Source organism: Dorea longicatena, assembly GCF_024168045.1.
Taxonomy (GTDB): domain Bacteria; phylum Bacillota; class Clostridia; order Lachnospirales; family Lachnospiraceae; genus Dorea_A.
Map to the genome: position 1 here is coordinate 2,462,755 of NZ_CP100126.1, position 12,282 is coordinate 2,475,036.

At 42.6% G+C, this 12,282-nt stretch carries 10 protein-coding genes; 2 read left to right on the forward strand and 8 right to left on the reverse strand.

Annotation, left to right across the window (positions count from 1 at the left end):
* Positions 1 to 52: 52 nt before the first annotated feature.
* On the reverse strand, positions 53 to 1,570 hold the full coding sequence (gene xylB, locus NKF87_RS11775) for a xylulokinase (protein WP_253583585.1): 1,518 nt from the start codon (positions 1,568 to 1,570) through the stop codon (positions 53 to 55).
* Between the two features lie 174 nt (positions 1,571 to 1,744).
* Between xylB (NKF87_RS11775) and NKF87_RS11780 the strand changes: the two genes are divergently transcribed.
* Positions 1,745 to 2,500 carry a DeoR/GlpR family DNA-binding transcription regulator gene (locus tag NKF87_RS11780; RefSeq protein ID WP_226851045.1) on the forward strand — a complete coding sequence of 252 codons (756 nt, stop codon included), beginning with the start codon at positions 1,745 to 1,747 and terminating at the stop codon, positions 2,498 to 2,500.
* A 42-nt stretch (positions 2,501 to 2,542) separates the two neighbouring features.
* On the forward strand, positions 2,543 to 3,223 hold the full coding sequence (locus tag NKF87_RS11785; RefSeq protein ID WP_161143950.1) for a fructose-6-phosphate aldolase: 681 nt from the start codon (positions 2,543 to 2,545) through the stop codon (positions 3,221 to 3,223).
* Between the two features lie 83 nt (positions 3,224 to 3,306).
* Here NKF87_RS11785 and NKF87_RS11790 read toward each other — a convergent pair whose 3' ends face one another.
* The 7 genes from NKF87_RS11790 to xylB (NKF87_RS11820) all read right to left on the reverse strand — a co-directional run bounded on the left by NKF87_RS11790 (position 3,307) and on the right by xylB (NKF87_RS11820) (position 12,243).
* Positions 3,307 to 4,806, reverse strand: a complete 1,500-nt coding sequence (locus NKF87_RS11790) for a rhamnulokinase (protein ID WP_253583586.1) — start codon at positions 4,804 to 4,806, stop codon at positions 3,307 to 3,309.
* A gap of 42 nt (positions 4,807 to 4,848) precedes the next feature.
* Positions 4,849 to 5,526 (reverse strand): class II aldolase/adducin family protein, encoded by a 678-nt coding sequence (locus NKF87_RS11795; protein ID WP_055281928.1) that lies wholly within the window; start codon positions 5,524 to 5,526, stop codon positions 4,849 to 4,851.
* A gap of 30 nt (positions 5,527 to 5,556) precedes the next feature.
* Complete coding sequence (locus NKF87_RS11800) at positions 5,557 to 6,687, reverse strand: ROK family transcriptional regulator (RefSeq protein WP_253583588.1); 1,131 nt, start codon at positions 6,685 to 6,687, stop codon at positions 5,557 to 5,559.
* 60 nt (positions 6,688 to 6,747) lie between these two features.
* On the reverse strand, positions 6,748 to 7,239 hold the full coding sequence (locus NKF87_RS11805; protein ID WP_253583590.1) for an ureidoglycolate lyase: 492 nt from the start codon (positions 7,237 to 7,239) through the stop codon (positions 6,748 to 6,750).
* Positions 7,240 to 7,418: 179 nt separating this feature from the next.
* Positions 7,419 to 9,806 carry a pyruvate formate lyase family protein gene (locus tag NKF87_RS11810; RefSeq protein ID WP_215720165.1) on the reverse strand — a complete coding sequence of 796 codons (2,388 nt, stop codon included), beginning with the start codon at positions 9,804 to 9,806 and terminating at the stop codon, positions 7,419 to 7,421.
* 52 nt (positions 9,807 to 9,858) lie between these two features.
* Positions 9,859 to 10,725, reverse strand: a complete 867-nt coding sequence (locus NKF87_RS11815) for a glycyl-radical enzyme activating protein (protein ID WP_253583591.1) — start codon at positions 10,723 to 10,725, stop codon at positions 9,859 to 9,861.
* A gap of 33 nt (positions 10,726 to 10,758) precedes the next feature.
* On the reverse strand, positions 10,759 to 12,243 hold the full coding sequence (gene xylB / locus NKF87_RS11820; RefSeq protein WP_226851055.1) for a xylulokinase: 1,485 nt from the start codon (positions 12,241 to 12,243) through the stop codon (positions 10,759 to 10,761).
* Positions 12,244 to 12,282: the final 39 nt, after the last annotated feature.

A 12,282-nucleotide genomic window follows, 5' to 3' on the forward strand; every position in this document is an offset into this window, starting at 1 on the left:
TCCTTTTCTTTGTATGTCTTTATATACATCTTACATACTTTCCGTTTCTGTTCTATTCTTCTGCAGACATTTTGTAATAATCCGACAGACACTCATATCCTTTTACAAACAATTTTTTCTGATGATCATATACCGGCTTATATTCTTCACGCGGAACAAATGTCTTTTCCCGTTTCACAAACTGATCTACAACAGAAAAATCTTTAAACACACCTACACCGATACCTGCAATAACCGCTGCTGCCACGGAAGTTGCAGTCTCCACCTGATCCAGCCGGTGCAGGCGTACACCCAGCACATCTGCCAGTATCTGAGACAACGTATCTCCTTTGGCTCCTCCTCCGGTAAGTACCAGATCCTGGATCTCTCCGTTCTCCCTCTGCTTTTCAAGGATTATACCCAGATTCATTGCTACTCCTTCCAGTACGGCACGGATATAATCACACTTTTCATGCTCCATCCGGATTCCGAGAAAGCTTCCCGATGCATCCGGATTCCATCTCGGACTTCTCTCCCCCACAAGATATGGAAGGAATACAAGTCCTTTCGCTCCCGCCGGCGACTGTTCCACCAGACGGTTCATGACATCATAGACAGAGCCCCCCTCTTTTTCTGCGATCACTTCTTCCTCTCCACACATTGCATGGCGGATATAAGAATAAGAGCTTCCTGCTGCCTGCATGGTACCACAAGGCATATATTTTCCCGGTATTACATGCCCAAAACAGATTAATGTGCGGTCTTTGTCCAGGAATACTTCATCTGAAGTTCCTGCGATCCATGCTGAGGTGCCATACGACAGGAACATCTGCCCATTCTCCGTACTTCCGGCTCCCAGTGCAGAACATGGTCCGTCTCCCCCTCCGCATACTACCTTTGTATTCACTACAAGTCCCAATTCTTCCGCTGCATGAGCAGTCAAATTACCGATCACATCCGTCGACGCATGTAATTCAGGCATCTTATCTGCCGGAATTCCTGCAGCACTTAGCACTTCTTCCGACCATTCCATTCCTTTAAGGTCGAATGCATCCGTTCCGGAAGCTTCCGAATAATCCGTAACAAATTTTCCTGTCAGTCTGCAGATAATATAATCTTTTGCCAGCAGCATCTTATATGTATTCTGATACACTTCCGGTTCATGATCCCTGATCCACATCAGCTTCTCGATACTGTAGCTTGCACTCGGACGATGTCCGTTAATCTCGTACATCCGGTCCGCTCCTACTTTTTCGGTCAGTTTCTTCATCTGTTCTCCGGATCTCTGATCCGCCCAGATCATAACCGGACGCAGCGCATTTCCTTTTTCATCTACCACAACACACGCCTGCATCTGCGACGAAAAGGAAATTCCAAGAACTGCTTCAGGTTCTATGTCCTTAACAATTTCCTTTGTTGATCTGCAGATTGCTTCCCACCAGTCTTCTGTCTCCTGTTCTGCATGATTATTATGAAAATAATGCGTTTTGTAAGATGCCGTATAGCTTTTTACCAGCTTTCCCTCTATTGAAAATAAGGATGCTTTGTCTCCCGATGTTCCAAGATCATGTGCGATTAAATATTTATCCATTTCACCGCTCTCCTTCTCCTCTTTCTCTGTCTATTACTATACCACATAGTCATCTCCTTGTAAACATTTTGAAACTTTTTATCTTTCGTACGTAACTTTTGACATTGACTTATGTTATTTTCAGTGATAATATAACAACTGTAGAAATCACATAACTTAAAGGAGGTGTGCATTTTGACATCAAAAGAACGACATACCGCATTACTTGAATATATGACGGAACATGGCAAGACCGAAGTATCTACACTTGCAGAATATCTGCATACATCTAAAGTAACAATCCGTAAGGATTTAGACACGCTGTCCGGACGCGGCATTATAAAAAGAGAGCGCGGTTATGCTGTACTAAAAGATCCCGGGGATATCAATTACCGTATGGCCTTTCATTACGATAACAAGCAGAAGATTGCACAGTCTGCCGCATCACTTGTAAAGGACGGCGAGACGTTGATCATTGAATCTGGTTCGACTTGCGCACTTTTCGCAGAAGAACTTGCCAAAACAAAACAGAATATTACGATTATTACCAATTCCGTATATCTTGCCGATTACGTTGCTGACTATAGCAATATCCAGATTATTCTTTTGGGAGGTACTTTACAGCCGAAAGGCAGATCCCTGGTCGGTCCCCTTACCAAACAAGCTATTAAAGCGTTTCATGTAGATAAAATATTTACCGGAACCGATGGCTTTTCCATGGAATTCGGATTCACCGGAGAAGATCTGACACGTACTGATACTGTACGTGAAATGACAAACTCTGCAGATCACACCTACATTCTTGCCGATTCTGCAAAATTTCGTCAATCCGGAGCTGTTGCTTATCTACGGTTTCAGGATGTTTATCAGCTCATTACCGATGCCGGCATTTCCGAAGAGGAAAAATCTTTTCTCTCCGAAAAGGGAATCCGGATACTGGTTGCACAGTAATCACTTATTTATTTCATATTATTAATTTTCAGGAGGTTTCTTATGAAGTATTTATTAGACACAGCTAATCTTGATGCAATTCGTTACTATACAGACATTTTCCCGATCGCCGGTGTTACATCAAATCCATCGATTGTAAAAAAAGAAGGAAAGATTGATTTCTTTGCGCATATGAATGAGATCCGTTCTATCATCGGAATGGACAAGACTCTGCATATCCAGGTTACGGCACAGGACACTGACGGAATGCTCCGTGATGCAGAGACGATCCTTAACAAAGTAGACGATCAGGTATGCGTCAAAGTTCCTGTTACATTAGAAGGTATCAAAGCGATTAAAACCCTCAAAAAACAGGACGTTAATGTAACCGCTACCGCAATCTACAGCAAACAGCAGGGATTCCTTGCCATGGAAGCAGGAGCCGATTATATCGCACCATACTTTAACAGGATGGAAAATATGGGAATCGATCCGGATGATGTCATTGCTTCTTTTGCAGAAATGATAGGACTTTACGGATATCACACACAGATTCTTGGTGCAAGCTTTAAGAATGCAGGCCAGGTTGACCGCGCTTTCCTTGCCGGTGCACAGACAGCAACCATGGATCCTTCCATCTTATCAGCTGCACTGACACAGGCTCATATTCTGAAAGCCGTAGATGATTTTGATGCTGACTGGAAATCTGTATATGGTGATGTAACCATCTCGGAACTCCAGTAAGTAATACATATCCCTCCCCTGGGATAGCAAAACTCTGGAGAAGATTTGAACAATCTCTTCTCCGGAGTTTTTATTATGTTTTTTTATTCTAATTCTTCTTCCTGTCTTTTTGTCACCTGACAGTAACGTGCATATGCCTGACTCCACTCTTCTGTATTCTGCGGTTCATAATAACAGGTCGCCTCAGAACGTTCAATGATCTCTCTTGCTTCTCTGATATCTTTGATCTGGCCAAGTGCGATCATCTGTACTGCAATATTTCCAAATGCAGTAGCTTCTACTGGTCCTGCAGCTACGCGGCAGCCGGTTGCATTAGCCGTCATCTGGCAGAGCAGTTTACTCTGGATTCCTCCACCGATCATATGGATCGTGTCATACTTCTTGTTCAGGCAATACTGGATCTTATCCAGTTCCCTTCTGTATTTCATTGCAAGACTCTGATTGATGCAGCATACGATCTCGCCCGGCGTCTCCGGTACTGTCTGACCCGTCTGTTTACAATATTCACGAATCCTGCGCGGCATATTGCCAGATGGTACAAATTCTTCTGCATTGGCATCCACAAAGTTCTGGAATAATTCCACTTCTTTTGCCTGTGTCTCCAGTTCTCCGAAGCTATATTCATTGCCTTCCCGGATCCATTGCCTTCTGCTTTCCTGCACCATCCAAAGACCGGTCAGATTCTTAAGGAAATTAATCTTTCCTCCATAACCGCCTTCATTCGATACATTCATCTCAAGTGATTTTTCTCCAATAACCGGCTCATCCAGTTCTGTGCCATACAGACTCCATGTACCACAACTGATAAAGATAAAATCTTTTTCCTGCGTTGGGACTGCTGCCGATGCACTCTGTGTATCATGAGAGGCTACAGCTATAACCTTCATCGAATTCACGCCAAGTTCTTCACAGATTTCTTTTTTCAGAGGACCGACGATACTTCCACTTGCGATCAGCTCCGGGAATAATTCTTTCTTCAGTCCGATCCGTTCTATCACTTCTTCCGACCACTCTCTTTTCCGGATATCCAGGAGTGAGGACGTTGTTGCCATCGTATACTCTGCTTTCTTTTCTCCTGTCAGGAAATAGTTAAAAAGATCCGGTGTAAAGAGGAATTTATCCGCTCTTTCTAACATCCATGGGCGATTTTCTTTCAATGCATTTAACTGAAAGATTGTATTGAAGTAGTTAAATTCATTTCCTGTTATATTATAAAGTTCTGATTTCGGGATCTTCGTAAATACTTTTCTGTCCATTCCGCGTGTCCGCTCATCACGATAATGTACGGCATTTTCCAGAAGTGCACCATGTTCATCGATCAGTCCAAAATCCACGCCCCATGTATCAATCCCCATACTGTCGATGGTTCCATATTTTTTCGCTTTGACAATTCCCTGCTTGATCTCAAAGAACTGCCGGAGTGTATCCCAGTACATCGTTCCGTTTACCATAACAGGATCATTCGAAAAGCGGTGGATCTCTTTCATCTCTATTTTCCCATCTTTCAGGGCGCCGAGAATTGCCCTTCCACTGGAAGCACCAAAATCAAATGCCAGAACATAATGTGTATTCTGATTTTCCATCCTGTACGCTCCTTTCTTTCCCGTTTTTCAGCTCTTTTGTGATTATTTTTTCAGTTTGTCGGCAGGATGTCTTCCTGTCAGTCCATACTGGCTTCTCATAGAATAAAGTCTCAGTACCTGTTCTTCCGGAAGTTCTTTCGGGCCGCCAAGCATTTTTGCCTGATACAGAAGTCTTGCATAGAACTCCAGTGATTCCATCTTGAAATACGCATTCATCAGGGAATCGGAATAGGTCAAAGCTCCATGGTTTTCCAGAAGTACTGCATCATAATAATCCAGATATTCTGCAACTGCATCCGGAATTTCGTCTGTAGAAGGTGTTCCGTATTTTGCAAGCGGTACTTCTCCAAGTGACAGTACTGCTTCCGGCATGATCTTCTCTGTCAGACCCATTCCACAACATGCGAATGATGTTGCATACATCGGATGTGCATGTACAACAGATTTTACATCTGGTCTTTCTTTATAAACACGCATATGCATCTTAATTTCCGAAGAGGGACGGAATCCTTCATTAGCCTCTAATACATTCGCATTCTCATCTACTTTACAGATGAATTCCGGTGTCATGAACCCTTTACTTACACCTGTTGGTGTGCATAAGAATTCGTGATCATTTAATTTTACGGAAAAGTTTCCATCATTGGCCGCCACCATGCCTTTGTTATATACGCGTCTGCCCACTTCACACATCTGTTCCTTGATTTCTAATTCTGTCATCTTTTTTCCTCCTTGATCTCTTAGATTCTTTTACAATCTGACTGTCGCCTGATTGATATAATACATTGCTGCTCCGATCGCGATCACATTCTCTCCATCTTCGCAGACTTTTACATAATCCTTTGCACTTTCTTCCCGGTAGATGTCCTGGCTGTCCAGAATCCCCCATATTTTTTCGATGAAGTAGTCAGCATATTCTCCCAGTTCACCGCCGATCAGCACCGTGTCATCATACAGCATACGGATATTGAATACCGCATCACTGAGTCTTTCCACATATTCGTCAAGAATTCGTTCATATTCCCGATTCCCCTGATCGATCCCGGCAAAAAAATCTTTTAATTCTCCTCCCGCCGCATCTTTCAGGATCAATGAATTGCAATACGCATCAAAACATCCATAATTACCGCAATAACAACGTCTTCCATTTTTTTCAAGACGCATATGTCCGATCTCACCGGCCCGGTTATGATTCCCATTATAGACTTCATCCTGCACAAGAACAGTTCCACCGATACTGCTGTTCAAGGATAGGTAGAATACATTCTGTCCGAGTTTTAGCTTCTGGTTGTATCCAGCTGCCGTCATATCATGAAACAGCCGTGTTTCAACCGGAATGTACTTTGCAAGTTCTTCTCTTCGGACATCTGACATTTGCTCCGTAAAACTGCAGGTCACACGTTCTCCCTCATTATCTGTCAGCCCTTCTACTGTGATTCCCACACCCAGGATCTCTCCTTCTTTTAATCCCATCTCCCGTACCAGACGTTGATATAATTCACCTATTTTCCGCCTGTAATTATCATCCGACCGAAACTTTAACTTTTCTGTAATCACATTTCCAATTACATTCCCCTGCAGATTCAGAACAAGTCCTTTCATATAACGTTCCGATAACTGGATACCAATCGCACATCTTGCATTTTCATCGCAGCTATACGCCATCGATGACCGGCCGCCTGTATTGGTTGTACTTTTTTCAGCCCGGATCAGTCCTGCTTCTTCCAACTCTGTAACGATACTGGTCACGGTCGGAAAACTTAAGTTCAGCTCTTTCGCCACATCAGCTCTTGCTGCCATCGGGTTCTTTTTGATATATTCAAATGTCTGTTCCCGGTTCAACTGCCGTATCTTTATTGTATCAATCTTTGTTCCCGTCATCTGTATTACCGCAGCTCCTCCTTCAATCCTCCATTATTCACATATCGTTGGATTGTCATCTTATATTACGATTTCAAATTTCTGTTCGTCATTCAATGCCACCTTTGTACAGTCATTCATGTAAGTTCCTTCCGGTAATACAATCAGACTCTGCAGTTCTCCTACATTCACGGGCATAGCTGCCAGATGCCATACTGCCGCATCCAGTTTTACCATCGTTCCTTTTGGTACAATAAACGCTTCTGTCAGTTCAGTCACTACATCCCCGCCGGACTTTGGTGCTGCATGCAGAACAGCGTCATCATTCAACGGCATAAACATCTCCCATGTCGTCTTATGATATTCCAGTTCCTCTACAATATACTTCTCCGGTTTACTCACTTTCAGTGTTGAAAAACCTATCCTTTTCTCTGATGACACTGCAATCCGGTCCGGATAAAATGTAAAAAATCCTCCGCCCAATCCATATCCTTCTCCATCGACTGCAGACCAGAATGTTCCGTACTGTCTGAATGCATCTGCTGTTAATGGCTTCGCCTGAATTGTTCTCATAATTGTATCTCCTTTCGTTATTTAAAACACTTTTTAAATGTGGTTTAATATATATTAAAAATAATATTATTTTTCAAAAAATTCAAGCGCATTTAACAAAGAACTCTGTTTTCTCTTTTTTCACCAAAAACAGAGTTCTCTTTTTATCTATTTTCACAATTTACTATTGCACTCCCACATCACATCGATGTAGACTCCATATCCAGACGTTTGATAATATCTTCCTGAATATCCGGTGACAGATCCAGGAAATTCACAAACGTTCCATGAATTCTCATAATATATACTCCGCTTGGTGCATATTTCTTCGGATTCGCCAATACTTTTCTTAGCATCTCCGGTGTGGTTACATTAACATACAGGTAGAATGGAGAGATTCCGTCTGTCTTCTTAGGATTAAAGAAGAGCGGGGCCATGATCTTGTCTTTGAATTCCATTCCTTTGCCTTCCATAGTTTCACTCTTGAAGTAATTTGGATTAATTCCAAGGTGAGATGCACATCCGCCATTCATCTTATCAAATGGAAGTTTCATGTTAGACATGATTCTGAAGCCGAGTCCCTGATGCGCTTCGCCGTATAACGGGTCGATACCATATCCAAGCTCTTCTCTTGCAAGTCTTCCGTCCGGTGTTGCACCTACCCAGTAGCCATACAAGAGGTGAGTAGACGGTGAAGCCCAGTCTGCACGGAATGCATTGCCAAGATAATTCTTCTTAGAGCATACCATGTCACTTACTTTTCCTGCAATTTCCGCTGCATCCTTATCTACAGATGCGATGTTATTGCCATATTTCTTTGCTTTCATCAGATACTGACGCATCTCCGGATCATGTTCAAAGTTATCACGAAGTGCCTCTACCATACGTTCTGCATCTTCCGGTCTTTCTGCAAGCAGCGTATCAATTGCCGCAAATGAATCTGCTACTACAGACAGTCCATGGATCAGACAGCCGCTTCCGTTATATTTTGTTCCCTGTGTTTTTGTATCTCTGGTGTCTACGCCGGTCTTTATTCCATCCATCAGAGTTGAGAGAAATGGTACCTGTAAGATAGAGATTGCTTCAGAGGCTGCATTGGCACATTCTACCATCTGGTCTACGTATTCTTCCAGGTTCTCATAGAAGATCGGGCGGATATTCTGAAGCAGTTCCAGTGCGTTCTTACATCCGTTTTCTTCATAACTCTTGCCAAACTTCTTTCCTGAGATTTCTGATTTTCCATCATTTATGCACAGTTCCAGAACTTTTGCCATATTAAGCCAGCTGTTGGTTGTATTACCATTATCTTTACCCATGATTAGAGGCTCCTGACATCCTGCTACCGAGTAGTCTTCCAGATCCTGTGGTTCTACATGATTCTTCTCTTTTAAGAACTCAAATACGGAATCATCGTTAAAGAAAGACGGTGTCAGGCATCCAGGTGTGAATAAAAATCTTCCAAGGCTTTCATATAATTTATCCGGTGTATTCTTATGTAATTTCACAGACAGGATCGGCTGTGGAAGGTTCATGTCATAATATGCATCTAACAGCGCATACGAAGTTGGGTTTGTCATATCCTCTCCTGTATTGGACTTTCCGCCAATGATCAGGTTCTGTGAAATTGCCCAGCTTCTGTCTGCTACGTTATAGAATACAAGCAGGTGCTTTAATAATGCAGCTGTCATGTCTCTGCCTGTATCTTCTTTGCTTCTGTAAGGTTCGAAGATACGATCTGCATTTCCAACAGAGAAAGCATATGGGTTCGGTGTCTGCTCCAGGCACATTACCTGCCACATAATGATAAATAACTGAATTGCCTCATACAGATTCTCTGCTCCGTTCTCCGGTACTTTTCTAAGCGTTGCAGCCATCAGTTTAAAGCGCTCTTTATCTTTCGCTTCCAGTCCTTTCGCTTTTTCTTCTGCCATATCCGCATATCTGTTTGCAATGATCACTGCTGCATCCAGTGCAATATCCATAGCATCAAAATATACCTTCTTATCTTCATCCGTTTCTTTTGCTTTATTTACTTTGATCTGCTCTTTTAATCCTTTCACACCGACTTTTAATGCACCTCGCATATCCGGGATCAGATGTCCGGTAACCTGCTCGATAAAGAAGATTGCCTCGCTTGTCTTGTCGCCTGCAATATCATAAGCTGCACAGAGTGCCTGTGCAAATTTTGTATTTTCATTGTATTTTTTCAGATCATTAATTCTTTCCCGTGTAATATCCCCAATTGGATCAATATCACCAAATACAGCAACCGGATCGCAGTATCCTGTAAATGAATCTACCGAAAATGCAGGATTGATCAGTGCATAAGATCTTGCAAATGCATCGTCCTGTGTTCCCGCAAAAATATGATAATCACTGAGCCACAGTGGAATTCTCTTTGCAATTTCTACCAGTGTCTTTGAGATACGGATACTATCAACATCTTCTTTGAACTTCTCATCGCACTCTCTCATGATCTCTTTTGCAAGAAACCATCCTTCCAGGTGATCGGTTGCCCTTTCTTCTTTGAATCTTTCTTTTGCCAGTTCTGTAATTTCCTGTGCGTTTAAAATACTTTCGATCTTCATATCCTGCTTCTCCTCCTTTTTGAAGTTTTTACCGAAAACCTTTCTTTTGCCTTTAGGTTTTCTTATATTTAAGTCCCGCATCTTTGATCATCTGACGGAACTGTTTTACCAGTTCCTGATCTACGTACGCATCTTTGGTCATGCGGTATTTCCATCCACACTCTTCCCATTTTTTCTTACCGAATTCGTGATAAGAAAGCACTTCAAATGTTACATTGTCTCCATTGATTTCTTTAAAAAAGCGGACAAATGCTTCCAGATCTTCCGTTGCATTGTTCACGCCACCGATCAACGGAACTCTTACATGAAAATACGGATGCTCTTTTGCTGCTTTCCTGATATTTTTCATAATCTCTTCATTCGCACCGCCTGTGTATTTCTGATGTTTTACCGGATCACATAACTTACAGTCCATAATCAGCTGATCAACATATGGGAACAATTCTTCTGTCCTTACATGCGTTCCATTTGTCTCAATTGCTGTATTGATTCTATGTTCTTTCAGTTTTTTCAATGACTCAAGAAGTTCTTCAAACTGCATTGTTACTTCCCCTCCGGTAAATGTAACTCCGCCGCCATCGTAAAACATCATTTCGTTATTCAAGACTTCTTCTACGATCTCGTCAACCGTATAATTCTGGTAAGACAAATACATCCCCTTTGTATCATGTTCTGTGATGCACTCATGATTTTTACATCCTACACAGATGGTCCTGTCTACTTTTGTTCCACTGATCGCTCCATGCGGACAGATGCTTTCCAAAATCCACTCCGGATCTGATACGATCGTTCCTTTACACTGCATCCCCTCCGGGTTCGCACACCATGGACACTTCAGATTACAGCCTTGCATATGATATACCAGTCTGTTTCCATCTCCGTCCTGGGAGTAATTGAATCCTTTCTGAAATATCTTCATCTGTCATCTGTCCTTTCTTAATAGTTAGTCTCACTATAACCTGAACAGATCTGCGTTATGTCCATATAACTCACGGAATATCGCGAACTGTTCTTCATAGTATTTCTGGTTCTCATGGTTTGGTGTTACAATTGTATCTTTCATATGTACCAGTTTATCGCAGGCTTCCTCATAGTTTCCGAATTCTCCGGCCGCAATTGCTGCTGTTATCGCAGCTCCGATGCATGCCTGTTCATTTCCCTGATTTGTATAGATCTCGCAATCGAAGATATCTGCCTGCATCTCCAGAAAAAGCTTTCCTCTTGCCCCTCCACCGGATGCTATAATTTTGTGATATTCAATTCCGAGGTCTTTGAATATTTCTATCGATGTCCGAAGTCCGAATACAATTCCTTCCATCGTGCTCCGGATCATATGCGCTCTTTCATGTTTCAGTGTCATTCCAAAGTAAATGCCTTTTGCATTCGGATCATTATATGGCGTTCTCTCGCCACTCAGATACGGAAGGAATACCAGTCCCTCGCTTCCTGCAGGTACAGTCGCCGCAAGTGAGGTCATCTCATCATAAGATCCCATCTCCAGAATGTTGTTCATCAGCCACTTCAGCGCAACACCGCCGCTTAAGTGTGCTCCCATCAGCATCCATAAGTCTTCTTTCACATGACAGAATGTATTGGTCCGGAATTTTTCATCATATAATGGTTCGTTAAATCCTCCCGAGATCTGACAGGACGTTCCGATGTTCGCTGCAAGTACGCCCGGCCGGATAATTCCGTTACCCACGCCCTGCATCAGAGTATCGCCACCGCCATAGGCGATCTTGATTCCTTCTTTTAATCCGGTCTGTTCTGCACATTCTTTATTAACTGTTCCCGCTGCTTCGTATGCTTCATGACATTCCGGGAAGATTTCTTTTGGCATCTGAAGTTTCTCTATCAGCCCCCATGCCCAGTCACGCTTCTTTGTATCGAATATTGCACCACTTGACGCATCCGACATGTCCGTTCCGATCTCTCCGCACATCTTATAACGGATATAATCTTTCGGGAAAACTACATAACGGATCTTTTCAAAATTCTCCGGCTCATGTTCTTTCACCCACATCAGTGAGGAGATCAAGAATCCTGTACTAAGTGAATTCAGCACGGTTCCACGATATGTATCCTTTCCTGTGATATCGTATATCTTCTGGATCTCTTTTTCTGATCTCTGGTCTGCCCAGATAATTGCATTGCGAATCAGCTTGCCGTCTGCACCTATCATAACCAGTCCGTGCATCTGTCCGGAATAACTGATCCCATGAATCTTAGCTGATTCCTCCGGATATCTCTTCACAAGATCTGTAATCGTCTCTTTTGTTGCCTCCCATAACTTCTCCATATCCTGTTCTGCATATTGTAACTTTTCTTTAATAATGTCATACCCAATCTGAGAAGTTCCGACTGTCTTTCCCTCGCTGTCCATCAATAATGATTTCACGCTGGATGTTCCTACATCCACACCAAGATAATAATTCATAACTGCTCTCCTTTTGGTATTGTCGAGTAGTACCATTTG

What these genes read in the sequence shown, in the direction of transcription:
- xylB (WP_253583585.1), bottom strand. Translation starts at nt 1,570, where the DNA reads ATGGATAAATATTTAATCGCACATGATCTTGGAACATCGGGAGACAAA.
- NKF87_RS11785 (WP_161143950.1), top strand. Translation starts at nt 2,543, where the DNA reads ATGAAGTATTTATTAGACACAGCTAATCTTGATGCAATTCGTTACTAT.
- NKF87_RS11790 (WP_253583586.1), bottom strand. Translation starts at nt 4,806, where the DNA reads ATGGAAAATCAGAATACACATTATGTTCTGGCATTTGATTTTGGTGCT.
- NKF87_RS11795 (WP_055281928.1), bottom strand. Translation starts at nt 5,526, where the DNA reads ATGACAGAATTAGAAATCAAGGAACAGATGTGTGAAGTGGGCAGACGC.
- NKF87_RS11800 (WP_253583588.1), bottom strand. Translation starts at nt 6,687, where the DNA reads ATGACGGGAACAAAGATTGATACAATAAAGATACGGCAGTTGAACCGG.
- NKF87_RS11805 (WP_253583590.1), bottom strand. Translation starts at nt 7,239, where the DNA reads ATGAGAACAATTCAGGCGAAGCCATTAACAGCAGATGCATTCAGACAG.
- NKF87_RS11810 (WP_215720165.1), bottom strand. Translation starts at nt 9,806, where the DNA reads ATGAAGATCGAAAGTATTTTAAACGCACAGGAAATTACAGAACTGGCA.
- NKF87_RS11815 (WP_253583591.1), bottom strand. Translation starts at nt 10,725, where the DNA reads ATGAAGATATTTCAGAAAGGATTCAATTACTCCCAGGACGGAGATGGA.
- xylB (WP_226851055.1), bottom strand. Translation starts at nt 12,243, where the DNA reads ATGAATTATTATCTTGGTGTGGATGTAGGAACATCCAGCGTGAAATCA.